The organism is Bacteroidales bacterium (genome assembly GCA_016709865.1).
GTDB lineage: Bacteria > Bacteroidota > Bacteroidia > Bacteroidales > VadinHA17 > LD21.
Window position 1 is genome coordinate 409,027 of sequence record JADJLX010000002.1, and the last position, 26,137, is coordinate 435,163.

Genomic DNA, 26,137 nt, shown 5'->3' on the forward strand with positions numbered 1-26,137 from the left:
TATTTGCCTTTGAATCTTTGCGCCGTTACGCCGTTAAGCCTTTATGCCTTCACTGCCGCCATCCATGCCTGAGCCATCAGCTGTGCACCCGGGAATGATGCGTGCACTCCGTCGCCAGTCCAGTAAGCACCGGGAGCTCTTTTCTGCGCCTCATCATATACTTTCTGCATAGGGATAAATACGGCACCGAACTGATCAGCAACTTCTCTTGCAGCTTTCTGGTAATCATAGAATTCGGGATACCATTTATCGTCGACAGCTTTAACACCGCGGACTGCAAATGGCTCACAAATAATAAGTTTTACATTTGGGAGAGCTTTCTTTGTTCTTTCGAGAAGAGCTATATAATCTTTCTTATAGATCTCAACTGTGCCGTTATATTGTCCGTTCAGCTTATGCCAGATATCGTTAACTCCGATGAGTATACTCAGAACATCGGGCTTTAATTCGAGACAATCTTTATCCCAGCGTTCTGCCAGTTGAAATACCTTATTTCCTGATATACCCTTATTATATATTTTCAGATCAAGTGATGCATACTTTTCAAGTAAAGCGGCTGCTGTGAGCATGGCATAACCAGTACCAAGTGCTCTCTGATTATTGAAGGCCATTTCTTCCTTATTCCTGCCGGCATCAGTTATAGAATCGCCCTGAAAGAGGATTACATTTCCCTTTGCAAGAGTATGTTTTTTCATTGCTGCAGGAGCCATTGAGGCTGACAGTATTTCAGGAATACTGACTGCCATTAATCCACCCAATGCCGCTTTCCTTATGAAGCTGCGTCTGCTGTTGTTGTTATTTTCCATAGAAATTATTATTAGATCATATATGTTTTCTATATTATTTATTTACATCATTTCCCTGCATCAAATCTTTAACCCATCCCCTAACCCCTTCCCTTAAACAATAAGGGAAGGGGAATAGTCCTCATATACAACAAATTACACTCCCACCCATACTTTTAAGTGAGGGGGAATGGGGGCGGGTTAAGCCCAGTTGCGGAAAAGTATTAACTAAATATATAAATTCTTATTACTTTTTTTTATATAACTCCCCAAACTCTTCTGAATACGTATTTATTTCAGAATCTGTTAACTGCGATCCTGAACTAATTATAACACGATATCTGAATTTCGCGGATTTTTTTGCCGGGATTGAAAAATTAAATTGCTCTTTGTTTTTTGTGAAATCATTCCAGCCCAGCGGGTTTGCCGCAAATAAACCATACCCTCTGGCATGCCAGTAGGTTGGATATCCTGGATTTTTCGGATGATCACAGATCACAACAGAGATCTTTTCATTTCCGATAATACCGGAAAGATTCATCCATTTAGCCCTTGTACCCCAGACAGCGTCGCCTGATATGCCTTCACTGCTAAAATAATTACCGGTAACACCCCTGTTAAGGGTATCTTTTAACGCTGATGGAACACCCTGTGAATCAAGCAGAATTACACCCTCATTAGCAGGCAGTTCCAGTTGCCGGGCTACACGGATACCGAACATACCCTCCTTGGTGTCCTTAAAATAAACTGCAGAATCACCTGCTGTCAGACTTGTAATCCTGTCAATGATTCTTACAGCTCCCTTTGCAATGAAATGATATTCCGTTTTTTCTGTCAGAAGCTTCACTCCTGCGGGAGAAAGCCACTCTTCAACCGATACAAATGATCCTTCGCCGTTTTTACTTGCCAGACGGTCAATTCTGATATGCTTTATAACACCACCATTTGGCTCTTTAATTCCTCTGTAACCATTACCCCAGAAATCATATCCGTTGACATTCCCGTAATTGAACCAGATCCCCACCTGGTGAATATGGTCATTCCGTTCCCCCTCCCTTGGCTTTAGCGGAAAACCACGTGTTATTTCTGTTCCTCCCGCTGTTATAACTGGATATAGAATTGGTTTATAAACACTATCAGGCCAGCAAAAGGAAGTGAACAGTTTTTCATCTATCAGTACATCTGTCTTGTTCTCATCGCTGTGAGTGACAAACTTAATAGTAGCAACCGGTCCGTCTCCAGACCGGTTGCATGAAACTATCAGAAAAATCGTTAATAATCCGATTAAGAATAATCGCATAATACTAGTTATCATTAAGTTACATGCCAGGTGCTGGGTGCTTGGTACTGGGTGCAGGGTACCTAAAACCTAGCACCTAGAACCTAGTAACCAGCACCCAGCACCAATTTTTTTACACTACATTAGGAACCACGTAAGGCTTACGATACTCACGTGTAAGTAATTTATCTGCCTCAGGATCGTTGACAAATTTTTCCTTGGCGCCGTCAAATGTTAATTCTCTTTTAAGGCGATATGAAATATTTGCTAAAGCAGGTAAAGCGGCTGACATGAATCCGTCATGAATATCGCAATGCAGATCTTCATTCTTTCCTGAACGGATTGCATCGATGAAATTGCCATAATGACTTGAACCGCCTGGAGCAGCAAGATATGCGTTATCAGCTGGCTTCTCTTCTGCAGGTACTACATCAGAACCTGCGAAAGGCTTGTTTTCACGTTTTCTGAATGCTTTCCATTTTCCGCCGTCAATTTCCATGTACCCTTCTGTGCCATAGAACATATTGCCTATGTTAATATCCAGACTCGATTCGCCGTTTGTATAGCGTCCTCTTGTACCAAACTCAATTACTTTTCCATCTTTGTATTTAAACATCGAAGTCTGAGTATTGGGGGTCTCCTGTGCGCACTCTTTTGGATCAATTCCGAATAGCCCACCCATGGAATATATTGTTACGGGATGTTCATCTTTGTTAAGTCCCCAGCGGGCGATATCGAACTGATGAGGACCCTGGTTTGCAGTATCTCCTCCTCCTGTAGCCCAGAACCAATGCCAGTTGTAATGCACCTTCTTCTCATTGTAAGGTCTCTCCTGGGCTGGTCCCTGCCACATATCATAATGTAATGTTGGAGGAGGAGTGCTATCCGGGGCAATACCGAAGGAATCGCGTGGTTTGAAACATAATCCGCGTGCCATGAATACATCACCAATACCACCATCGTGGAGGAATTTAATAGCATTCATAACACCGGTGATTGAACGGTTCTGTGTTCCGGTCTGTACACGCACATTATATTTTCTGGCTGCTTCAACCATTTTCCTTCCCTCAAAAATATTATGGGTGGCTGGCTTTTCAACATAAACATGTTTGCCGGCCTGACATGCCCAGATTGTTCCAAGAGCATGCCAGTGGTTAGGAACAGCAAAGGAGACAGCATGTATCTCTTTGTCATCAAATACTTTACGCATATCCCACTCGGTTTTGGGAGCTTCTCCTGTCTTATCAAGCACTATTTTTGATTTTGCAGCAAAGTATTGCTCATCAACATCGCATAGCGTTCTCAGGCGTACGTTTTTGGAATCTTTCATTCCGCACCAGCTGTTAATATGTCCTCCGCCTTGTCCGCGGATACCGATAACTGCAACATTGATCCGGTCATTTGCGCCCTGGATAGAGCCATAAGATTTAGCGCTGAAACCCATACCGCCAATTGTTATTGCGGCAGTTCCCATAGCTGTTTTTTTGATAAAGTTTCTACGGTTTGTCATGTTAGGTATAGTTAATTAGTTGATTAATAGGTTTCTATTTAAGATTAAATTATTTGAAGTTTATTTTAGCAGCGGCCTTTTTTGCATCGGCAAATACATCTGCTGTCGAAACCGGGATTCCTCCCCTGTTCTTACTTTCTTCAGCTGCAGCCATGAAGGTAAAGATCTCAAGTGTTTCAGCTGATGATACCGGCGGTATTCCTGTATTAAAAAATTCAATTATCTTAATCAGCAAGGGTGTATAACCTGCATATTTTCCAAGAACCGATATTGCTTTTTCGCCATATACAATTCCGCCATAATCTGATTTTCCTCCTCTGATACCTCTGAAAGTTCCTATTCTTCCATCTTCCCAGGTACCTACAACGAGATCGGTATCTGGCACGGATGTTCTTACAACCGACTTGCAACCGTTACCCATTACCGTAAAAAGTGTCTCAACACCATGCACTCCATACCAGAAAAGATCGGGGTGTGTTTTTTCGAGGGTACCCGGACTATAAGCATCAGCGCCAAGAACTTTTCCAATTGATCCTTCTGAAATCTCTTTTGCTCCGTTGATGTATCTCAGGGATGAAGCAGAGAAAAGAGGTACTTTATAGTATGCTGAGGCATCAAAAATTGCAATTGCCTCAGCCAGCGATGCGGCTATCGGTTTATCGATAAATACTCTTTTTCCGGCTTTAAGCACAGGAATTACCTGTTCAAGGTGAAGGCGTCCGTCATTTGTCTCAAGTAAAACAACATCAACCTTTTGAAGAAGTTCGTCAATCGAATTAACTATTTCAACACCAAGTTTTACGGCATCTTCAGTATACTTTGGTATTCTTTCGTAGCTGCTTTTTATTTCACTGCTTCCCTTTGGATATGCAGCAACTACTTTATATCCTCCATATTCAGGTCCTGCATCTGATTTATTAAGCGAAGAAATGAATGCCCCGCTGTGAGATGTATCGAGACCAATAATTCCCACTCTCCTAGCAGAAATCTGGTTCAGAACATCCAATTCATGGCTTTTACCTGTTAGTCCCAGTCCAACAGTCCCTGCAGCTGCAGTTTTTATAAAATCACGACGTTTTAACGTATTATTCATTTATTGAGTACTAAGATGTAGAATGATTATTAAAGGAATGAAATTTAATAATTATTTGAACCATTCAAAAAATAATTAACAAATTAATTCACAGGCATGATTTAATGAAGAAATGTAATTTTGTATTAACTTTTACGTTTAATTAACAGACCTGTTGTTTCAACCGCTAAATATCAATCCAATGATCAAAAAAAATCTGTCAGTTTTCAGAAGTATCCTGGTATTTATTATGCTTATAATTTTTGCAGAAATTGGCTACGGACAGACTGTAATGCCTCCGGAACTCAGTAATAATTCTATTAAAGAGCAGTTGAATTACCTTGAACAGAAAACCAGAATTTATGAGTTTTACAGGGCAATCAGGGAGGATATGTTCCAGAAAATCAAGATCAATGTTAATGATACACTTGCTGCTGCCGGAAACAGTAATATGCTATTAAGGGCAGAGAGGTCTGTACTGAAAAGTAATATTGATTCACTTACTGCATTGCTTGAAACGACAAAAATCAGTCTGGAAGAAATGACCAAAACAAAAAACAGCATCAAAGTATTAGGTCTCGAAGTAAATAAAACATCGTACAACTCTACTATGTGGATAATAGTAGCCGGATTATTAGGTATTCTTGCGTTAGGCTTTCTTGCTTTTAAAAGAAACCTTATTGTCACAGGTAATACCAGAAAGGAACTGGAGGATTTGAAAAACGAGTTTGAAGCTTACCGCAAAACAACACGGGAAGCCCGTGAAAAAATGTCAATGGCTCATTTCCTGGAGATTAAGAAACTCAAGGGAGAAAAGTAACCTTTTAACTATTTTCCCATTTTCCTTTTGACTGATTTTCTCCAGAGGAACTCCTCATCAATTGATATTATACTCTTTCCTCTTTTGGTGTCATCCTCGATTTCACCTATAAGGAGTTTCGCAGCTTCAAGACCCATCTTCCTTGGATCCTGATTAATTACAGTTAGCTGAGGATCAAAGGAATCAGTTATCTCAACGAAGCCGAATCCAAATATGCCTATATCTTCCGGAATCCTTAATCCGGCCTCTTTAGCTGCCTTATATGCTCCAAGCGCGACCCTGTCATTAACAGTGTAAATAACTTCAGGAAGATTTCCTGAACTGTTAAGTTTTCTGAACGATTCATAGCCATCCTTCAGCTCAAAACCGCTTTCAATAATCCATTCCCTTTTTATTGGAATTTTATGTTTCGAAAGTGTCTCAGTAAATCCTTCGGCTCTTTCCTTCCCAATACTTGTAGTCTGAAATCCGGCAAAATTGGCAAGCCTTGAATAACCCTCTTCAATTATGCGGTTTAATGAACTGGCAGCGCCTGATTTATCATTAAAAACAACTCTCGAAAACTTCATGTTTTTAAAAGCACGGTCAAAAAACACCAGAGGAATATTCATCTTCCTTACAATGTCAAACATTTGACTGTCTTTCGTTTCCTGCGAGAGACAGACAAGGAGTCCATCGACCCTCATTCCGATAAGATTCTCTATGTTTTGTTTCTCGATCCGCTCTTTTTCACGCGAAACTGTAAGTATAACATGGTAACTATGCTCTGTTGCGTAATCTATCATGCTATCAACAACATAAGAGAAAAAACTATTTTCCAGGTCTGGTACAACAATGCCAATTGTGAAGGTACGCCTTGAGTTTAACTGCCGGGCGATAAGGTTAGGCACATATCCCATCTTACCGGCTGTTTCGATTATCTTCTTTTTCATTGCTTTTGATATATCCGGATGGTCACGGAGTGCCTTTGACACCGTGACCCTGGATATATTAAGCTCCTTTGCAATATCCGATTGCCGGATGTTGACCATACTGACGCCTATTTTTTGAATTCGATTTTAAAACCAATTACCTGCCATGCCGGTAATTTAGCAGGTTTCTTTATAACAAGTCCGTTTTCATTTACAGTCCATTTAAGCTTCACATCGCTTCCAAGTATCTTAACAGATGCAACAGGATCAACTTTAAATCTGGAGTTTTTTGCAAGCGACTTTATTACTATATCTTCCGCAGGAGTACCAAGACAATAAGCATAAAGGAAACCATCTTTTGTTGTGAAGCGAATGTCTTTTGAATTGAATTTATAGTTTTCATTAAACCTTCCGGGTTTAACTGCTTTGGCTTCTGCTGATTTCTCCCCATAGGTCTGCCAAGGACGTGAACCATAAATACCTTCACCGTTTGCAGCAGTCCATACTCCTACTTCCTCGAGAATCTGTATCATATCGGGTTCAAGGTCACCTTCTGGTGTCTGAACCACATTAATAAGAAGGTTACCGTTCTTGCTTACTATATCAACAAGCATCTGAATAACCTCATTCGCAGTTTTATACCGCTGGCCGGTTCTGTAATACCAATCACCAATCGAAGTATCTGTCTGCCAGGGATAGTCACTTATTGTATCAAGCACCCCGCGCTCAACGTCCTGTGCCCATTTGCCTTCTGATGGCTGTTTGCAGGTGTATACCACATCAAGTGTACCGTTATTCCCGGCTACATTCTGGTTATAGTAATGTGCAATGAGGCTTCTGCCAACATCACCAAAAGGCATCTGGCTGTCAGAATACAGGAGGTCAGGATGATATTGATCAATAAGCTCTTTGATGCTGCTGAACCACTCAATCTGGAATACAAGATTATTTGTCAGCCATCCTTTATCATCAGGCAGTGCCGGTGCATGATAAAGATCCCAGAATGCAGGATAAGCTCCATCGTAAGGAACACCGGCTTTCGGTCCGGTTTTATCGGAGCCATGTGCATTCTGATACCAGGTAAAGCTGGCTCCGAGATGTTCCGAAACACCAAATTTCATACCCTGCTTTTTTGCTGCCTGCTGCCATAGTTTGACTACATCCTTCTTAGGACCCATTTTTACTGCATTCCACTTATGAATTCTTGAATCCCACAGGAAGAAATTATCATGATGGGTTCCCATACTGAAGAAATATTTTGCACCAGCTTTCTTATAAAGCTCCATCAGTTTGTCAGGATCCCACTTTTCTGCTTTCCAGAGTGGAATTATATCCTTAAACCCAAATTCTGATGGATGACCATAATTGGCAATATGATATTTATAGGACGGATCAGTTTCAATATACATTCTCTTAGCGTACCAGTCGCCCTGACGCGGAACTGCCTGGGGTCCCCAATGCGACCAGATGCCGAATTTTGCATCCCTGAACCATTCAGGATACTGATATTGTTTCAACGATTCATCAGTTGGTTTGTAGGGGCCTTCTGCGATTGGTAACTTCCCCTGCTGAGACAGAAGCGGTAGCGTTACGAACATAGCCAAAACGGTTATCAGGTTGAGTTGTTTGAAAATGTTGGTTTTCATTTTGATCAGGTTTTGTTTATTATTATGTGCTTTAAATGCAATAGCTTATTTTAACCACGGAGGACACGGAGTTTCACTGAGTATTACGGGTCTTACTTTTGTCTTTTTACTTCTGTCTTTTGTCTTAAATTAGTATCTAACCTTAATATTAATTGCTCCGGGTATCTCTTTTTCTGATGCGACAATAACATAACCTCCGCCACTTCCAGAGGTTATTGCTCCCGGGTAATTTGGAAAATATTTTGTTTCCATTTCATCCATAACCCATTGAGGAACAGTTAGAGGCAATACTTTCTTCCACGACAGAAAGGTATCAGTCATGCCCTTCCCGAGTCCCTTAATATCTTTTTTCAGTATACTTTCCCAGCAAAGATTGCCTGCTTCACCCAGCTCTTTAATCAATTGTTTTTCGAGATGCATCTCTTTGAGAGGATCGTAACCTTCTGGCCTGGGTTCAAGAGGAACCAGGTGCAGTACATCCGAAAGCCAGTCACAAACATCCCTGTTTGTTGAGGAATCGATTCTTTCGGGCCAGAAACCTCCGTTATAATAAAGCCTGTTTATTCCGGGACAAAGAAGGCCAATATGATCCTGTGAACCAGAAATATACTGTTTACCCGGAGGGTTCTCTGCTCCGAAAAGCAGTTTTGCATTCGTTTTAGGATTACCATCAGGATATCTGTCGCCCCATAGCTGTATCCCTACTTTTCGTGAACTGGTTGCAAGGCCTGATCTGTCATTAAAATCCAAAGTTGGCCAGATCTGTGCAACCACGACTGATCCCGGATGAATTTCTGAGACCCATGGCTGATCGAGCCATCCACCGGCAAGACAGAGCCTGTACGGAAAGCGCATTTCTTTTTTCGTGCCTGAACTGGAACGGGCTGGTAAGCCAGGCTCCGGGATACGTTCCAGGACAACATATTCTATTCCGAGCTTTTTACAAAGGATCTCTTTTTCCGGAGTGTGGCCATCGTGATTGACTACAAAAACATCAGGTTTTATCCTTTTCAGGTCAGGTTCAAAATCGAGCATTCCCATTCCCGAGGCAAGGAAAGCATCATGAACATATCTTACTGACCTGACAATATAAAGACGTTCCTCTTCAGAAAAGACAGGTTTTTTTCCTTTTAACTGAAGCAGGTTTTCATCCCTTCCCAAACTCACATACAGATCGCCGTAAGCTGCAGCGGTTTTAAAAAATGCCACATGTCCTCCGTGTAAAAGATCATAACAACCGCTTACAAATACCTTTCTGCTTTTCATTTAAAGGACACTTATTTGTTAAACCGGTTTACACCTTTCTTTTCTCTCGATTCATTAACCATCTCTTCTTTAATCCAGTCGTAGGTTTTCTTCATTCCTTTTTTAAGAGGAATAGACGGCTCCCAGCCAAGATACTTTTTTATCAATGTGTTTTCGCTGTTACGGCCTCTTACACCTTTTGGTGCACCCAGGTCATATTTTCTTTCCATCTTAAACCCGGCAATATCCTCAACAATATCAACAAGCTGATTTATTGAAACCATCTCGCTGCTTCCAAGGTTAATTGGTTCATTTATATTGCTGTACATAATGTCCTGAATCCCTTTTATACAGTCGTCGATATACATAAAACTCCTGGTCTGATGGCCATCGCCCCAGATGACTATCTCTTTTTTCCCGTTAAGCTGGGCATCAATCACTTTACGGCACATAGCAGCCGGGGCCTTCTCCCTGCCTCCATCATAAGTACCATGAGGACCATATACGTTATGAAACCTTGCTACTCTTGTAATTAGTCCAAAATCTTCAGAAAAATGGCGGCACATTCTTTCGCTGAAAAGCTTCTCCCAGCCGTATCCATCTTCAGCCAGAGCGGGATAAGCGTCTGATTCCTTCAGTCCGGGATTTGCAGGATCTGTCTGTTTTTCACCATTGTAGACACATGCGGATGATGCATAGAAGAATCTGTCTATTCCACACTCTTTTGATGCCATCAGAAGATGAGTATTGATAAGGACACTTATCATACAGGCGGCTTTGTTATTCTCTATAAAGCCCATGCCACCCATATCGGCTGCAAGGTTAAAAACCTCATTATAACCGTTCACCGCAGTGAAGCAGTTTTCCTTTAATCTGAGATCAAGCACGAGATTATCAGCATCATCGGAAACCTGATACCACTCGTTTAATGGTTTAATATCAACCGCTCTTACTTTATTGCCTTTTTTTGTCAGTTCCTTAACAAGATGACCGCCTATAAAACCACCTGCTCCTGCTACTAATATTCTTTTCATACTATTAAAATTTAATACATACTTACACGATTACTTTCGCGTGTACTTAAATACAAAAATAGTATTTTTTTAATACACTAGGTATTTTCAATTTTGAATTACGAATTTTGAATTACAAATTTTGAATTTTGAATTTTTAATTACTATTAATCTTGCCAGTCAGTACAATAGGTGCAGACTGTGCTCCCTGACCAGGAACTGGTCCTCTTCCTCCTTTTCGTGTCAGACTTACATTTATGCTTCCGGCCTCCTCCGAGAATTTGATAATTACACCTTCAGCACCAAGGGTCTCTTCAACAAACCGAACAGTAAAATCGAGAGTATTGACGTCTGTCCAGGTGTAGTAACCGGCTGGTCTGATAACAGGGTGAAGAATACTGTAATTGGCATCGACCGATTTTGAAGCCGGCCGGGGAGCAGAGAGAAGCGATGTAAGTAAGGTATTGGACCGCACCCAAGAATCCTTACCTGCTTTGATGTTATAGGATATATTCTCTCTTTTAATTGATAGTTCGCAGATATCATTATTAAACCTAAATCCGATACCCTGTATACCATAATTATTCTCGTCAAAAGTCACAGATTTACCTGAAACCTTCGTCTGAAAATGGGAATCCTGCGAGGGAACCGAAGTTGTTTTAATTGACAAAGCAGCTAGTTTTTTTCCAAGCTCATTGTTAGCATTCTGATCGGCAGGCAATGGTTTAGAATCCTTTATAGCAGGATACAAATAATTCCATACAAGATCCAGTTCTTTCTGTGTATTTGCAGCATTGGCTGTTAGAACTACAATTGCGTCCTTATCGGGAAGTAAGATTACAAACTGTCCTGCCATACCATCGAGCCGTACACTATTGTTCCTGCCTCTCCACATCTGGTAACAGTAACCCTGAACCCAGTCATTCAGTTCCGGGGGAATATTTGCTGATCCTCCTTCGCTTTTGATCTTGAATGAAGTTGCTTCCTTAACCCACTCTTCAGGAATAAGCTGTTTTCCGTTCCAGTTACCCTTTTGAATAAGCAACTGACCAAATTTTGCCATGTCCTCAGTGCGCAATCTTAAACCAATCATTCCAAGGTTAATACCCTGAGGATTGAGATCCCAGTCGATACCTTTAATTTCAAGAGGTTTAAAAATCCTGGGCTGCAGATAGTTGTAAATAGTTTCCCCTGTAACCTGCTGGACTATTGCTGAAAGCATAAATGTGGCCATATTGAAATACTTAAAAACCGTACCTGGTTTTGCAGCAGGACTCATAGACAGAAAAGAGCGTACCCATTCATCATTCTGACCAAAACGCGGTTCTGCAGGAATCCCTGTTGCCATCATTAGCAGATCTTTTACGGTCATTGATTTCATAAGATCGCTGATAGTATCGGGCAGAGAGGCAGGAAAGAAAGAGACTACCTTATCGGTCAGCTTAAGTCTGTTTTCAGAAACTGCAAGTCCGATTGCGGTTGCAGTAAAAGTTTTACTGGCAGAATACATTATATGTTTAAGATCGGGCCCGTAAGGATTCCACCAGCCTTCAGCAACAACTTTGCCATGCCTGATAAACATAAAACTATGAATCTCTGTCTTCCCTGTGTCTATTGCATTTACAAAGTCAATAATACCTTTAGAGGATATACCCTCCTGCTCCGGTGTGCTCCTTTGCAACCTGACTGAGGTTTGTCCCTGTGAATTTACTATCAGACAGCAGCCAAGTATCAGTATAAGGAATGATCTGTTTAAATTTCTCATATCAGATAACATTTTATATAATTAGTTAGTATTCTATTTGAAAAGCAACGGTGCAAATTCGTTCAGGCTTCTTCTCCATGTAAGCCATTCATGATCAGTCCCAGGAGATTCGTAATAAACATGCTTTATCCCGGCAGCTGAAAGAGCCAGATGAAAGCCATTAACTGCCTTGTACATGTTCTGAGCTTCAGCAGTACCTATTCCGATCCATAAAAGTTTTACCTTTTTATTGAATGCAGCAGCATCAGCAAGAACACCGTTATAATCTTTATTTACATCGAGACCTGCTCCGCTGAACCTCCCTGCACCACTGAATCCTCCTATGTGCGAAAACTTATCTAGATTTGACATTGTAATCTGGATAGTCTGCATTCCGCCCATAGAGAGTCCGGCCATTGCTCTGTGTTCCCTGTCGGAAAGAGTCCTGAAATTTGAATCAATAAAAGGAATGAGATCCTTTATTACAACCTCTTCAAATGCAGAGGGACCGGAAGGCTGCTGCCCGGGTACCGGAGCCGGAGTTCCGGGCCTAATTGCATAACCCTGATCCATAACTATTAACATCGGAACGGCTTTCCCTTCAGCAATAAGATTGTCCATTATGATATCGGCTTTACCCTGAACGCTCCATCCCCTCTCATCTTCACCCGAACCATGCTGGAGGTATAGTACAGGATATTTTTTGTCAAGATTGCTGTTATATTCCGGCGGGCAATAGACAAAACAGCGTCTCCAGGCCTGTGTTACATTTGAGAAGTACCATTTCTGACGTACATCGCCATGAGGTACATTCTTAAGAGAATAGTAAGTAACACCGGCTTCAGGAACCTCAATACCGCTCGACATCTTGCCCCAACCAAAAAAAGATTCGCTGGCAGGATCAGAAACAGTTACACCATCGATAATGAAGAAATAGTAATGAAAACCAGGTACCAATGGTTCAGTAGTAATTGTCCAAATTCCATTTTCACCCTTCACCATATCAAAGACCTTTCCCAGCTGCAGTTGCACTTTCTGTGCATCAGGAGCTTTCACCTGAAATATTGCTCTGAGATCGGAGGTAATTCTTGGATACTGTGCACCTCTGACATTTGATGCTGCAGGCTGAGTGTCAGGGGGAAGCTGTACTGTCTGACCAGAACAAATTGAATTTCCCAGAATAAAAAGCAGTAAAAGACCGAGTAACTTTTTCATTGCATGATAGATTAAGTGTATTTTTTACATTTATTTATAGAGTCAGTTTATCATTATTCCCTTTGTGTTAGTTAGTGTATCCCGATAGTTATCTGGACTTTGTACCCTTTGTGGTTAAATGGTTTTAACTATTATTTCACAGCCAATTTATACCATTTAATTGCATTCCGGCTATATATTTTATCTACGATATTTTTCGGGAGCTGAAGTCCCTTGAAAGTTCCTCTGAACTGAGGGGCAGTCATCTCTTCATCAGATGTGAAATACTTCCAGTCAGCTGTCCATGTTTCATGCATTCGCTTCTTAAATCCATCGGGATTACTGCTTCCGCTATAGCCTGCATCTGTGCCATACAGCAGCCTGTCCTGGTATTTGATGCAGAAATTGCGAACTCTCTCCCGGTCGCTGGCTGACTGATACTGAAGGTGGCAGATCCTGGCAGACATATCGACTGCCAGATTCGGGAACCTGTCGAGTCGGGCGGCAATGGAATCAACATTCCATTCGAAACTGGCAAGATGGCATCCTATAAAAGTAAGATCGGGATGTTTCTTAAGAAGGTTATCGCGGGCACTCATCTGATCCTCGTATGAAGGATACTCGGGATGGAGATACATATGGTATTGCGGATTTCTCGCAAAATAACTGCTGTCGCTGCTCACAGTCATTTCTTCCAGTGGGAGCCAGCAGTTTCTTGGTTCACCGAGATGACCTGTAATTGGCAGTCCTTTATAAATAATGTATTTAATTATGTCATCAAGACGCGGATCATCTATCATTATGAATTTACCGGTCCGGTCTCTGACAGTCATTCCAACGTTTTTCCAGATTTTAACTGAGATTGCCCCGCCTGCAATTCCGTTCTGAATCTCAGTCTGCGTGTTCATTATCCATTCCATAGATCCAAAATCAGTTGTATCGAATACAAATGAGGACCCATAAAATACTTTTCCCGGGTGCTTTTCAACAGTTTTCAGTGCATAGTCAAGCTGGCTGGCCATGTTTGCCGAATCGCCATGATCGACGCCAAGAGTAATAAGCAAAAAGTTATCTGCTTCCGCCTGATCCTCAAACGCTCCATCATCGCTATTGATGTGTATGTGAGAATCTATTTTCAACACCTTTTGATAATCCTCAGCGGTGTAATATTCTGTCTGGCAGCCTGCAATCACTAAGACTGCAATAACAATAAGTGCAGATTTTACTTTCATTTGTCAGGAGGTTTTGGTCACCAATAAAAGTAATAAAAAAAGAAGATCACAGAAATAAATCTGTGATCTTCGATTATTATTTAACACGGATTTAAGTCCGTGATAATTCACTCTATTTCTTCAGAGGCATTTTAACATAATCAGCATAGTTCAGAAAATCGATACTTTTCTGGCAGCTGACAAAGTTTGTGAAGTTATATCTTTCAACCTCAACAACGCCATATTTCATTCCTGAAATTTTAGCACCCTTCCATATAGCAGCAAAATCCATCATGCCGCTTGCGCCAATCTCTTCCTTATCTTTAATGTGCCATAGTTCGAAACGGCCAGGATATTTGTTGAAATAATCAACAGGATTTGCACCGCCTACAACTGCCCAGTAGAGGTCAATCTCGAACATTACTTTTGAAGGATCTGTATTTTCAAGCATATATTCATACATCACTTTTCCATCAAGCTTTGTAGAAAATTCCTTGTCATGATTGTGATAACCAAAACGTATTCCTTTTGCATTGCACATTGCTCCCACTTCGTTGAAATAGTCGCAATAAGCTTTTAGTCCTTCAAGACTTTTATATGCTGTTCCTCCCATCGAAGGCTGAACAATATATTTCGCTCCTGCGGCAACGTGAGCATCGATACAGGTTGCCCACCATTCCATAGTTTTTGCTTTGTTTGCTGCATCAGGCACACTCTGTCCGGTATGCGAACTCAGAACAGTCAGTTTATTGGCTTTGCATAATTCTTTAAAAGCAACAGGGTCCATGCCGTAAAATTTACCATTTGCATAACCTGCCGGTTCAACAAATTTGTAACCCATTTCATTCACTCTTCTGATTGTGTAGGGTACATTTTTATTGATTGAGTCGCGTAATGAGTATAACTGAAGTCCAATAAACTTCTGAGCAGGTTTCTTGAATGAATAACTTGCTGTAAGTATCAGGCCGGTCAGTGCAGCCAATAGAACAATTGTAAATAAACTTCTTTTTTTCATTTTGGTCAGGTTTTAGAATTTTGACGAAAGATACATAAATAATTCAAAAATGACTAAAAGATGAAAGTGAGAATGGGAGAAACGGAGAAGATGTGAATGGGAGAAAAAGACTTGTCATCGTGCAGGAGCAGGACTTTCAACAATTGAAAAGAAAGAGTAACTTTGAAATATCAGCATTGTAATAACAATAAGTAAAATCTGTTTATATATGAAGTTCATTAATAAGTTATTGATTATTGAAACATTATTAATAATCCTTATTGTTTCAGGATGTAAAAATGATTTAAAGAATAGTCCCGCATTATCATTGCCGCAGTTTAAATTAATTCCGGCAGATACCTTTTTCTTCAATTCATTTGTCGATTGCAATATGGCAGAGGCCTGGGTTGGAGATACATTCCGCATTTTTCCCGGGAAATACGGGGAGGATCCGCTATGGGATCCTGATGGAGGGGCACATCATCTTAAATATGCAGATGGTCGTAATTCACTGGAGGCATTTTTAAGCAGAGCTGAAGATTTTACTGAACCAGACCTTCCTCCTAATGTTCCTCCCGGATCTGAAGGACTGCACGGAGCAATTTGGTTCGAAACGGTCTATCAGGATACAAGCGATAACAGCGGAAGAACACTTTATGCAGTTTACCATAATGAAAACTATCCTTCAACACTACCATATGATGAAGCTACGGGTACCGGCTATAAAAATGAAAAATGGCCGCAGGGATTAAAGGAACCCGGATCTCCCGCTGCTGTATGCCGTATCGGGATCATGAAATCGATTAATGGCGGAAGAAGCTGGGAAAATAAAGGAATATTCATTGAGGACTTGCAGACGCGAATGATTCTTAAACCGCATAATACATCAAACACCTTTGCCGGTGGTGTGGGAGATCCTTCTGCTGTGGCTTCAGGGGAATACCTGTACCTTTTTTACGGTGAATATGGTTACCCGGGCGTTTACGAGGAAGGAACTTATGATCGGGAAAAGGAATGGAGCGGGCAATGTATAAGCGTGGCACGTTTAAAACTGAGCGATCTTGATAATCCGGCCGGAAAAGCAAAAAGATGGGACGGAACAGGATTTAATGCACCATATGATGGAATAGGATCCCCTGTTCCTTCACTGCAGATCCCCATTATTGAGGGAGGAGGGCCGGCATCATCTCCCGGCGGAGGATTCCACTGGGGCCCATCGGTAAGCTGGAATACATACCTCAACTGCTGGGTAATGCTTATGGGCAAAGTAACCGGACCATCATGGGCCGGTAGCAGCATCCATATTTCTTTCAACAATAATAAGAATCTTGGTGAAGGAGACAACTCACAGAAATGGTCAAAACCTCAATTACTTCTCGATAAACCAGGATATTTTCTATGGTACCCTTCCCTGCAACCCCTGGATACACCTGAAGATATTAATAATAAAAACACTTGTCTGAAACTGGGCAAAAAAGCCAGGCTATTCGTAAAATACCTGAAACCCTATAAAGACAAATATATGTCGGAGTACATTATTGAATTCAATCTTCCTGAAAAATGAGAAATACCTCCTTAGCACTTTTCTCTCTTGTGATGATTTTCTGCTTACTTCATGAATCAGCAGCTCAGAGTTCTTACACAGATAAACCATGGACTTATGTTGCAACAAAAATGCCGGAAGAATGGTATGGTTCTGAAGAATCATTGAAAGTGGCAGAGAATGTACTTCTATATCAACGTGATATTGGCGGATGGCCCAAAAACACACCTATTCATAAACCCCTCACTGAAGCTGAAAAAGCCAAAGTAAACGATGACAAGGGAACCAATGATGCAATATTCGATAACAGTGCCACAACTACCGAAATGAAGTTTTTGGCAAGGATGTATAACAAGACTAAAAACGAAACATATAAGGTGTCGTTTAACAGAGGTTTGGATTTCATTCTTGATGCCCAGTATGATAATGGAGGATGGCCAATGTTCTGGCCTTTAAGAAAAGGATATTATACCCATATCACATTCAACGACAATGCAATAGTAAATATACTTTCAATGCTGAGGGATATCAGGGACAAAAAACCTCTTTACTCTGCTGTTACAGACACTGATAATATGTCCAGAGTTGAAAATGCATATACTAAAGGGATCGATGTAATTCTCAGAACCCAGATAGTTATAAACGGGAAGAGAACAGTGTGGTGTGCACAGCACGATGAAGCAACCTTCCTGCCGGCTAAAGCAAGGTCGTATGAACTTCCTTCTTTTAGTGGTGCCGAGTCTGTAGGTATAATCAGTCTCCTTATGGAGATCCCGGATCCGTCAACTGAGATAATTGAATCAGTTGAAGGTTCGATTGAGTGGCTTAATAATCATAGAATTAAGAATACAAGATGGGATACTTTTATTAATACGGAAGGTCTTAAGGACCGACGGATTGTAACTGATCCTAAGGCAGGTGATATGTGGGCACGCTTTTATGATCTTGACACCCAGGAGCCTTATGTATGCGACAGGGATGGTATAAAGAAGAAGACTCTTGAAGAAATAGGTTATGAAAGGAGGAACGGATACAGCTGGTATACGGATGATCCTTTGGTTGTTATAAGTAAATATCCGGATTGGAAAGCAAAGTGGGTAAAATAAAAACACTGAATATTGTTAAATAAAGTTAAACGGGAATATTCAAGGGTCCTGTGTAGTCTAACAAACATAACATACTTAAGATAATCGATGTCTCATTAAAAGTACCAATTGGAACTGTGAAGCATACTTTGATTCTGAAATTACTCCTAGTGCTTTTATCTGTATCTGTCAGCCTTAATAGCCAGACTCCTGTAGCTTCTTCTGCTCAGCCTGGGTACGAGAACCGTATTATGGAGTATGTTGATTCATTAAGAGTATTCGATACACATGAGCACTTTTTTCATCCTGATTTTCTGAAACAATCTCCCTTTCTTGACTTCGCTCTTTTTTTCCTGGAAAACGGATTTAATGATCTTGTCTCTTCCGGGTTACCAGATACTTTATATTCAAATATTTATAATGGCACACTTTCTCCTGAAGCAAAATGGAAAATAATTGAACCGTACTGGCAAAACACTTTAAATACAGCATCCAACAGGACTATGCTGCTGGCCTTTAATGATCTTTATGGTATTAAAGAATTAAATCTTTCCACTGTGGGGCCATTATCCCGAAAAATAAAAGACTCCTATCAGAAGGAGTGGATGGATCATGTGGCAAAGGATATATGTAAGATAGATTATATAATACAGGATGGTGACGAGATTAAAACAAAAGGGAACTATATAAAGTTTATCACCAGGTTTGATACATGGATAACTCTTGATTCAAAAAGAGTAATTGATTCCATGGCAATAATGCAGTTGGAACCAATTTACACTCTTGAGGGACTGGTAAAAGCCCTGAACACGGATTTTAAGGCCAAACTTGATGAAGGTATGGTGGCCATAAAAATTAATCTGGCTTATATCAGACCATTGATTTTTGAAGATGTAAATATTGAGATTGCCAGGAAAGTTTTTAAAACTATTGTTAATGGCAACAAAGACATGGTATTAAAAGCAGAAGAAGCCAGGCCTTTGCAGGATTATATGGTTCATCAGCTTCTTAAACTTGCTGAAAAAAACAAAATTCCTGTTGCATTTCATACCGGACTTCAGGCTGGGAATTCAAACAATATAAATAATTCAGATCCAACTCTTCTTAATAATCTGTTCCGGCAATATCCTGATGTAAATTTTGTCCTATTCCATGGCGGATATCCTTTCGGTGGTGAATTATCGACTCTGGCAAAGAATTTTAAAAATGTTTCAATCGATATGAACTGGACATATTCAATTTCACCAGCATATGCAGAAAGGTATCTGGAAGAATGGCTCGAGACCGTTCCTGCCAGTAAGATAATGGCTTTTGGCGGTGACCAGCGATTTATTGAAAACACTTATGGAAACCTTGTAATAGCGAAAAAGACCATTTCAAATGTTCTTATCAAAAAGGTTGGCGAAAACTATTTATCTGAAAATGAGGCTAAAAAAATAGCAAAGATGTTGCTCTATGATAATGGAAAAAGGTTTTATAATATCCATTAATCAAATTATTTTATACGTACAGGCCTCTCTGAATCTTTCTTCATATTATAAGGCAAAACCCAGATCTTATCGCATTTCTCATTTGTAAAATAAAGTATTGACTGGGAAATATTCTCTGCATCTCCATCCACCCAATAAGCAAAAAAATCTTTATCTGCGTACATAGGTCTCCGTGGATATGAATTATTTCTTATACTATTTTTGGTCAGTTCATGAGATTTCTCCCAGTCAGCACCCTCATTTTTACTTACCCAAAGTTCCATTTCACCTCCTGTTACATTCTTCTGCACTCCAACCCCTGTTGGAGCAATTATCCTCCATTCATCTTTCGAAATAAATATAGGCCCCATATCAAAGTTATGGTCTACAGAGGCTACTTTACTGAATAGCCATTTATTTGCTTTCCACCGTATTACTATTAAATCCCGGGGCTCCCCGCTTTCTCCCGGTTTGTATCCGCTGCTAACGATTGCAAGGATAACCGGATTACCTTCAGAGTCAAAGTTCAGATCATTTATGTATACAAGTTTTTTCTCGTCTGAGTAGTCTTTTATCAGTGCATCATTAACCACTTCTGTCAAAGGAACTGTAATAACCTTACCATCAATATTTTTCCAGGTCTTTCCAAAGTCATCAGTTTTAAGCAGATAGAGATTCGTTCTCTTATCAATATTCCCTTCAGGATAATAACTAAACACAGTATAAACAGTATTTCCGAAAGCACCGGTTGTTTGAAAATGACCTCCCATACTTGCAATTTTACTGCTTTCACTCCATGTTTTTCCATCAGTACTTGATGTCCAGAACAGCTCCCGGCCTTTCATAAGTTTTGAGTGCAACAGGAAAAAACAACTGTCATTCAACCAAACAGGTTGTGGAAATAATATTTCACCTTCAAGCACCAAATCAAAACTTTCTATTGACCAGGGTAAGGTGCTCTTAAATATCAATCCCGGACGAGTTCTTCCCCTGCCGCTTACAAAAACCCAGATATTGCCATTTGAATCGATCAACAATGAAGCATTATCCTGTGCATCGGTCACACCCATTTTATCATACACAACAACTGGCCTCGGAACCTTGCGTGACTTGTGATCAAAATAGGAGATCATTATCTGCAAATGACTCTCATCCTGGTCTCTTGTTCCTGAATACAGGAAGTATGTTTTGTCCATTTTGGCACTATAAATTGCCATTGGCCTATGCTGAGATGAAAATGTTCCCAAGCCTCCTGAATATCTGTATCCATATTCATGAGAGATTTCCGATCTCGACCATAATCCCATGTATCCCTGAGCTTTTTGATTCTGAGCACCTACATGAAAATATCCCAAAATGAGGAATATCATCAGTACCAATTTTTTACTTTTACCTAAAATCATTGATAACCAATATTTAAAAGTTCAGTTGTTAGTACTCTGTTCCTGAATCTGCCATAAGTTACAATATAAGACTTTTTGAATAATGTCCCCCGGCATTTTTCGTACTTAAAGATATAATCTTTACCAGATTATAAGCATTAAAGTGATAAATTCTACTTTTTTCTGTTCCTATTTTTTCAAAGAATTCAGGCTGTTTTGTATTGCTTCTGATCCTTTTAAAGCATTTGCAGGCAATTTACCCTCTTTTCCGAATACGAGTAGTGCTTCATATTTCTCTATAGTGACCTTAGATTCATCTGTTTTTCCGTCTTTACCTTTAACTGCATTTAGATTCAGGCCAAGATGCTTCGCCATGAAATCATACATAGCCATTCTCTTGGAAACACCATAATCATGGCCTTCAGCAGCAAGATGGACATTTTCAACATTTGCCTGTTTCCCGTACAGACTATATACTTTCTGCAAATATGGAAATTCAATTTGCGGCACATTCTTCGTCCAGTCATCACCATCAGAGATAACAAGCATCGGACGCGGTGATGCCATTGCGGCAATTTCTGCATTATTTGTTCCCAGATCGGTGCAGGAGTGTATCGGGAGACCGCTTTCGCAAGTACAGCCGCCAAAGAACCAGGATGAAACCATAACAACTGGAACACTAACTGTAACTCTGCCGTCGAGAGCAGTTAAAAGAAATGTCTGTGTGCCACCACCTGATTCACCAGTAACACCAATGCGCTTCGGATCAACATAGGGCAAAGTAGTAAGAAAGTCTATTATCCGTATTGAGTTTAATGTCTGCATTGTAAGCGCGAGTGTGGTCTTGTGATCTTCTGTTTTAACCTGTAACAACGACTCCCCGTATGCAAACATCTCATAACTGAATACCACTGCTCCCATTCTTGCAAGCATTGCACATCTGTATTGCTGATCGGGACGATAGCGGCCATTCTGATTCAGGTCAGGACTGCTGAAATGTCCATGCGGGCAAAGCACAGCAGGAAATGGACCTTTACCTTTGGCAGGACGGTACATGGATCCGCACAAATAGACCCCGGGAATCACTTCAAGACCAATATTTTCAACAGTATAACCATCAAACTGACGTTTTGGAGTATAGATAGGATTAAGTGCTGTCTTCTCTGGAAAGGGTGATAATCCAAGCTGTTCAAAGAAACATTTCCTTAACTCAGCTTTTCTTAAATCCCATGCTGACTGAGAAGTATAGCTTGCCAGAAGCCTATCAAGATGTTTCTTTCCCTCTTCGACAGGACGAACATGATAGGCATATTTACTGACTTTATATACCCCTTCAGATGTCTTCTCGAAAATCATATCAAGGGGCATGAGGATATTAGTAAGAGTCTCTTCAATACCGGATCTATATCTCCAGCTCGGATACAAAACATCGACACCTTTAACAAGACTTTCACTGTATTGAAGTTTTATTTTATATTTCGTTTCGATATCTGCTATAACTTCTTTGAGAGGTTTTTTATAGACATCCTGAGGTGACTGTGCAAATATCTTTCCTGATACAATTATCAGACAAATCAGAATTAAAATCTTAATTTTCATTATGTTAAGGTTTACATTAATTAACTGTTTGCCACCAAGGCACCAAGACACTAAGTTACACAAAGATTTCCTCTGTGTAACTCTGTGCCTCCTCAGTGTAACTCTGTGTTAGTTCTTCTATTCCCTATTTTTTGCCCCCAGCCCCCTAAAGGGGGTTTGTATCTGCAAACCACTGTAATTCTCCTATATATGCAAGCATAGCCCCCCCCTTTAGGGGTCCCGATAACTATCGGGAGAGGGGCAATAATCTATTCTGCAATAAACTTCAGTAACGGTATTAAAATCATCTGTCCCTTTTCCGCTTTATACGAGATTTTTGTCACCAGATTACCATCCTTATCTTTTTCGCTTACGGAAGTCGGGTGGATATAAGGATTCATCTGTGAAATGAATAACAGTGCCCGTTCCTTAGCTTCGTCACTGAATTTCGGGAAGCCTGTATGAACGATTGCGATCAGATCAGCCAATTCGGTCTTATTTGTCATTATTGCACCCTTCACAGCTGGTATATTTTCTCCACTTGTTGAAATCACTACTGTACCGCCTGATGGAATCCAGTTCAGCCAGTTCATCTCATCACCCGGATCTCTTTCCGCTCCTTTTGTAATTATCAGATTTGCATAATATTTCCTCATTGCATCCTTGTACAGAGGAGGCAGTTTTGTGGCTGCAATATATCCTGCAATCAGACGGCAGGTATTGTAATGATCAACATTGAAATTGTAATCATCGGCAATCAATTGACCATTATTATTTAACAGGTGCTTGGAGAATAATGAAACAAGGGCCCTGAACTCAACAATAGTGGTATCAACAGCCGGATTGTTCTTCTTTATTGATTCACGAATCGTTTTTGCATATCCCATTCTGTCTGAGGAGGACAGTTTTATTTCATCAACTGTTAGTTTTATTTCACGCGGAGTCTCTTCCAGACGACCTGGAGTCAGAATGAGCTTTGCTACTTTTTTCCGATTCTCATCATCAAGAACAGGTTCAGTTATTACCGAATTATCGGGAACAAAAGCCTCAGCATCAATTTCAAACGAACCTGAAGCCAGACCGCCTGCAGATACAGTTACCCGGATCTTCCCCGGTTTTCCTGTCGACCTAATCACATTTGAAACCGGCATATCAATGTACCAGACTCCCTCCATCTCATGATGACGGTAAATATCTGATTCATATGCTGATGGCCCGACTAATACAGCAGGTCCTGATATAGTCCACTTCACTGAATTATTTGCACCATAGACATGATTTCCTTTCCCATCAACTATATCAGCAGTAATGATGGCTACCGAACCTCTGTCAGCGGTAAACTTTTTGTGAGAAGATGTCAGTACTATTTTTGCAGGGTCATCTGCCATAACAACCTGGGCAGTGATATTTAAACCGTTTTTAGTTGCAACTGCTGTTACAGTTCCTTTTTCAACAATTATATCCTTGAATGTAACACTGTGGAAATTAGCGGCATCCGGGATCTGAGTTCCTTTGCTTACACCATTCACTTTAAGTTCAACCTTATCGCAGTTAGAGTTTACAACGATATCCTTTTTTTGTCCGAGATATTGTGTTCTCCAGAAATGAGGCTGGATGAACGCCATAGGCTTTTTTGAATAAGTGGCCTGCCAGAAATAGTAGGCATATTTGGGTATCCTGTAGGTATCAACATAACCTTTTGGATTTACATGCAGAAGCGGTGAATTGAGATATTCACGGTCTGCCCCATGATCAGCATACAACCATGTGGATAGATTTCCAGTTCCAAACAGACCGCTGGCTTTGAGCATATTCTGCTGATGTTCTTCTGTCCCGCTATGCTGTCCGTCTGAAGGCTCAAGGTCTTTTACATCTTTATTATACCATCCCCTGATCGTACATCTTAAGAGGTTCTCAAGCGGAAGATTATCGTCGGTATGTTTTACAAATTTCCCAGCTGATCCATCAGAAACACGTCGTGCCGTTAGGATCCTGGTAGTATCTTCAGCAACCGCAAATTTTGAATCTACTGCACGGTTTGTTTCATTGCCCATGCCCCAGAACATTATGCTGGGGTGGTTCCTGTCGCGTCTGATCATTTCTTTCATCTGTTGTTCCTGGACTTCAGGTGAAAAATCCTGATTCTTTATGCTGGGTGATTCTTCATCAATTACAATACCATACCTGTCAGTCAGATCATAGACATACTTATCGTTAGGATAATGAGCTGTACGCATGAAGTTATAATTCAGATTTTCAGCTATATCTTTGAAGTCCATGTCGGTTATCCATTTTGGGATTGCGTCTCCCAGCCATGGATATTCCTGGTGACGGTTTCCTCCGTTTAAAATCATTTTCTTACCGTTAACATAAAGGAAATTTTCTTTATAATCCCATCTGAACCAGCGAAAACCAAGAGGACTGTTATAAGTATCAACAAGGTCTTTTCCATCTATTACTTCAGAGAATACCCTGTACAAATACGGTGATTCATTCGACCATAATCGTGGATTTTTTACAGGCTTGAAAGTCTGATCAAATTTATAAAGCTGTCCGGGTGCAATATCTGACGTAGTTTTAATAACCTGAATCATCTTATTGGCAGCATCGAATATCGTTGTCTGTAATGTGCAAGATTTCTTTGCCGGATTATCATTCTTAACCCAGGTCTGAACCCTGACAGTTGCCTCTTTTTCGTTTACAGAAGGGGTTGTAACAAATGTTCCGCCCTCATGACTTGCCGATCCCTGCATTGGTATATACAGATTATTCTTCAAAACGATAGTGACATCGCGATAAATACCACCATACACATTGAAATTACCTGCCGCCATTGGAGGAATTTTAAACTGATCCTTTTGCCGGTTGTTAACTGCAATGGCTATTACATTATCGGCGCCGGGTTTAAGATGAGATGTTATATCAAAATCAAACGAGCCATACCCGCCTTTATGATCGCCGAGATATTTTCCGTTAATCCATACTTTGCAATACTTCTGAACACCTTCAAATTCAATAAAAACCCTTCTGCCTTCGAATTCTTTATTAACTGAAAAGTGTTTACGGTACCATCCCCATCCGGTCCACCAGTAAGGATTGTCGTTTTCCGAAGCATTTCTTATAAAGGGATGCAGTTCTCCTGTAGTCTCGTATGTACTCCAGGTATGGGGCAAACTGACAGCAATCCACTTTGAATCATCTGTCCCGGGAGATTCATATCCTTTATCGGCTGATTCATTAGGAAAATAATTGAATGTCCATTGAGAGTTTATTATTTTCTCTACCCTCTGGCTTTTCTGAACAGCTACAGGTTTTTTCTGTGCATGGGAAAAAGATATGCAGAATAAAAAAGATAAAATTAACGTTATATGTTTCATAATATGATATTTACACTTTTATGCATAGTATGTACTAAGATAGGAAATAAAATTGAAACGTACTCTCACTTTGCCAATACCCTTTAATATCAAATTCCTGCTCAAGTCCGGGGATCCTTCGCTATCGCTCAGGATGACAGTTATTTGCGTGGTCAAAGAAGGGGAAAGAAGTGGCGATTCGACATAAATTTATCATCTTTAAGAATATTTTTTCATCGAATCGCCACTTCTTTCCCCATATACCCTATAATCGCAGTGTCATCCCGAAGCGACAGCGAG

19 protein-coding genes are annotated in these 26,137 nt (G+C 40.4%); 4 read left to right on the forward strand and 15 right to left on the reverse strand.

Annotated features, from left to right (window positions below; genetic code table 11):
• Window positions 1–41: 41 nt before the first annotated feature.
• The 4 genes from IPJ16_03720 to IPJ16_03735 form a co-directional block, all read right to left on the reverse strand.
• Window positions 42–806, reverse strand: coding sequence for an SGNH/GDSL hydrolase family protein (locus IPJ16_03720; protein ID MBK7626294.1), 765 nt, complete (start codon window positions 804–806; stop codon window positions 42–44).
• A 226-nt stretch (window positions 807–1,032) separates the two neighbouring features.
• Window positions 1,033–2,100, reverse strand: a complete 1,068-nt coding sequence (locus tag IPJ16_03725; protein ID MBK7626295.1) for a PmoA family protein — start codon at window positions 2,098–2,100, stop codon at window positions 1,033–1,035.
• Window positions 2,101–2,197: 97 nt separating this feature from the next.
• Window positions 2,198–3,574 (reverse strand): Gfo/Idh/MocA family oxidoreductase, encoded by a 1,377-nt coding sequence (locus IPJ16_03730; protein ID MBK7626296.1) that lies wholly within the window; start codon window positions 3,572–3,574, stop codon window positions 2,198–2,200.
• 49 nt (window positions 3,575–3,623) lie between these two features.
• The gene (locus tag IPJ16_03735; protein MBK7626297.1) at window positions 3,624–4,667 is read right to left on the reverse strand and encodes a Gfo/Idh/MocA family oxidoreductase; all 1,044 of its coding nucleotides are present in this window, start codon (window positions 4,665–4,667) and stop codon (window positions 3,624–3,626) included.
• 181 nt (window positions 4,668–4,848) lie between these two features.
• Here IPJ16_03735 and IPJ16_03740 point away from each other — a divergent pair, with 181 nt between their 5' ends.
• Window positions 4,849–5,466, forward strand: coding sequence for a hypothetical protein (locus IPJ16_03740; protein ID MBK7626298.1), 618 nt, complete (start codon window positions 4,849–4,851; stop codon window positions 5,464–5,466).
• Window positions 5,467–5,474: 8 nt separating this feature from the next.
• Here the strand turns inward: IPJ16_03740 and IPJ16_03745 are convergent, their stop codons facing one another.
• The 8 genes from IPJ16_03745 to IPJ16_03780 all read right to left on the reverse strand — a co-directional run bounded on the left by IPJ16_03745 (window position 5,475) and on the right by IPJ16_03780 (window position 15,445).
• Window positions 5,475–6,497: a LacI family DNA-binding transcriptional regulator gene (locus tag IPJ16_03745; protein MBK7626299.1), complete on the reverse strand. Its 1,023-nt coding sequence runs from the start codon at window positions 6,495–6,497 to the stop codon at window positions 5,475–5,477.
• 8 nt (window positions 6,498–6,505) lie between these two features.
• A complete protein-coding gene (locus tag IPJ16_03750) occupies window positions 6,506–8,023 on the reverse strand; it encodes an alpha-L-fucosidase (protein MBK7626300.1) in 1,518 nt (505 codons plus the stop codon).
• A gap of 129 nt (window positions 8,024–8,152) precedes the next feature.
• On the reverse strand, window positions 8,153–9,289 hold the full coding sequence (locus IPJ16_03755; protein MBK7626301.1) for an FAD synthase: 1,137 nt from the start codon (window positions 9,287–9,289) through the stop codon (window positions 8,153–8,155).
• 11 nt (window positions 9,290–9,300) lie between these two features.
• The gene (locus IPJ16_03760; GenBank protein ID MBK7626302.1) at window positions 9,301–10,302 is read right to left on the reverse strand and encodes an NAD-dependent epimerase/dehydratase family protein; all 1,002 of its coding nucleotides are present in this window, start codon (window positions 10,300–10,302) and stop codon (window positions 9,301–9,303) included.
• Between the two features lie 136 nt (window positions 10,303–10,438).
• Window positions 10,439–12,046: a serine hydrolase gene (locus IPJ16_03765; GenBank protein MBK7626303.1), complete on the reverse strand. Its 1,608-nt coding sequence runs from the start codon at window positions 12,044–12,046 to the stop codon at window positions 10,439–10,441.
• A 33-nt stretch (window positions 12,047–12,079) separates the two neighbouring features.
• Window positions 12,080–13,240: an esterase gene (locus tag IPJ16_03770; protein MBK7626304.1), complete on the reverse strand. Its 1,161-nt coding sequence runs from the start codon at window positions 13,238–13,240 to the stop codon at window positions 12,080–12,082.
• A gap of 131 nt (window positions 13,241–13,371) precedes the next feature.
• On the reverse strand, window positions 13,372–14,451 hold the full coding sequence (locus IPJ16_03775) for an amidohydrolase family protein (GenBank protein ID MBK7626305.1): 1,080 nt from the start codon (window positions 14,449–14,451) through the stop codon (window positions 13,372–13,374).
• A 112-nt stretch (window positions 14,452–14,563) separates the two neighbouring features.
• Window positions 14,564–15,445, reverse strand: a complete 882-nt coding sequence (locus IPJ16_03780; GenBank protein MBK7626306.1) for a sugar phosphate isomerase/epimerase — start codon at window positions 15,443–15,445, stop codon at window positions 14,564–14,566.
• Between the two features lie 250 nt (window positions 15,446–15,695).
• On the opposite strand from IPJ16_03780, the gene IPJ16_03785 reads away from it, so the two are divergent.
• The 3 genes from IPJ16_03785 (at window position 15,696) to IPJ16_03795 (ending at window position 19,542) form a co-directional block, all read left to right on the forward strand.
• Window positions 15,696–16,988 (forward strand): hypothetical protein, encoded by a 1,293-nt coding sequence (locus IPJ16_03785; GenBank protein MBK7626307.1) that lies wholly within the window; start codon window positions 15,696–15,698, stop codon window positions 16,986–16,988.
• Window positions 16,985–18,073 carry a pectate lyase gene (gene pelA / locus IPJ16_03790; protein MBK7626308.1) on the forward strand — a complete coding sequence of 363 codons (1,089 nt, stop codon included), beginning with the start codon at window positions 16,985–16,987 and terminating at the stop codon, window positions 18,071–18,073. The genes IPJ16_03785 and pelA overlap by 4 nt, the downstream gene beginning before the upstream one ends.
• 116 nt (window positions 18,074–18,189) lie before the next feature.
• The gene (locus IPJ16_03795; protein ID MBK7626309.1) at window positions 18,190–19,542 is read left to right on the forward strand and encodes an amidohydrolase family protein; all 1,353 of its coding nucleotides are present in this window, start codon (window positions 18,190–18,192) and stop codon (window positions 19,540–19,542) included.
• Between the two features lie 5 nt (window positions 19,543–19,547).
• On the opposite strand, the gene IPJ16_03800 is transcribed toward IPJ16_03795, so the two are convergent.
• From IPJ16_03800 to IPJ16_03810, 3 genes are all read right to left on the reverse strand, one after another.
• A complete protein-coding gene (locus tag IPJ16_03800) occupies window positions 19,548–20,891 on the reverse strand; it encodes a BNR-4 repeat-containing protein (protein ID MBK7626310.1) in 1,344 nt (447 codons plus the stop codon).
• A gap of 201 nt (window positions 20,892–21,092) precedes the next feature.
• The gene (locus tag IPJ16_03805) at window positions 21,093–22,502 is read right to left on the reverse strand and encodes an acetylxylan esterase (protein MBK7626311.1); all 1,410 of its coding nucleotides are present in this window, start codon (window positions 22,500–22,502) and stop codon (window positions 21,093–21,095) included.
• 248 nt (window positions 22,503–22,750) lie between these two features.
• Window positions 22,751–25,858, reverse strand: a complete 3,108-nt coding sequence (locus tag IPJ16_03810) for a DUF4982 domain-containing protein (GenBank protein MBK7626312.1) — start codon at window positions 25,856–25,858, stop codon at window positions 22,751–22,753.
• Window positions 25,859–26,137: the final 279 nt, after the last annotated feature.

Coding starts and splice junctions, on each gene's coding strand:
- IPJ16_03720 (MBK7626294.1), bottom strand. CDS start 806: ATGGAAAATAACAACAACAGCAGACGCAGCTTCATAAGGAAAGCGGCA.
- IPJ16_03725 (MBK7626295.1), bottom strand. CDS start 2,100: ATGATAACTAGTATTATGCGATTATTCTTAATCGGATTATTAACGATT.
- IPJ16_03730 (MBK7626296.1), bottom strand. CDS start 3,574: ATGACAAACCGTAGAAACTTTATCAAAAAAACAGCTATGGGAACTGCC.
- IPJ16_03735 (MBK7626297.1), bottom strand. CDS start 4,667: ATGAATAATACGTTAAAACGTCGTGATTTTATAAAAACTGCAGCTGCA.
- IPJ16_03740 (MBK7626298.1), top strand. CDS start 4,849: ATGATCAAAAAAAATCTGTCAGTTTTCAGAAGTATCCTGGTATTTATT.
- IPJ16_03745 (MBK7626299.1), bottom strand. CDS start 6,497: ATGGTCAACATCCGGCAATCGGATATTGCAAAGGAGCTTAATATATCC.
- IPJ16_03750 (MBK7626300.1), bottom strand. CDS start 8,023: ATGAAAACCAACATTTTCAAACAACTCAACCTGATAACCGTTTTGGCT.
- IPJ16_03755 (MBK7626301.1), bottom strand. CDS start 9,289: ATGAAAAGCAGAAAGGTATTTGTAAGCGGTTGTTATGATCTTTTACAC.
- IPJ16_03760 (MBK7626302.1), bottom strand. CDS start 10,302: ATGAAAAGAATATTAGTAGCAGGAGCAGGTGGTTTTATAGGCGGTCAT.
- IPJ16_03765 (MBK7626303.1), bottom strand. CDS start 12,046: ATGAGAAATTTAAACAGATCATTCCTTATACTGATACTTGGCTGCTGT.
- IPJ16_03770 (MBK7626304.1), bottom strand. CDS start 13,240: ATGAAAAAGTTACTCGGTCTTTTACTGCTTTTTATTCTGGGAAATTCA.
- IPJ16_03775 (MBK7626305.1), bottom strand. CDS start 14,451: ATGAAAGTAAAATCTGCACTTATTGTTATTGCAGTCTTAGTGATTGCA.
- IPJ16_03780 (MBK7626306.1), bottom strand. CDS start 15,445: ATGAAAAAAAGAAGTTTATTTACAATTGTTCTATTGGCTGCACTGACC.
- pelA (MBK7626308.1), top strand. CDS start 16,985: ATGAGAAATACCTCCTTAGCACTTTTCTCTCTTGTGATGATTTTCTGC.
- IPJ16_03800 (MBK7626310.1), bottom strand. CDS start 20,891: ATGATATTCCTCATTTTGGGATATTTTCATGTAGGTGCTCAGAATCAA.
- IPJ16_03805 (MBK7626311.1), bottom strand. CDS start 22,502: ATGAAAATTAAGATTTTAATTCTGATTTGTCTGATAATTGTATCAGGA.
- IPJ16_03810 (MBK7626312.1), bottom strand. CDS start 25,858: ATGAAACATATAACGTTAATTTTATCTTTTTTATTCTGCATATCTTTT.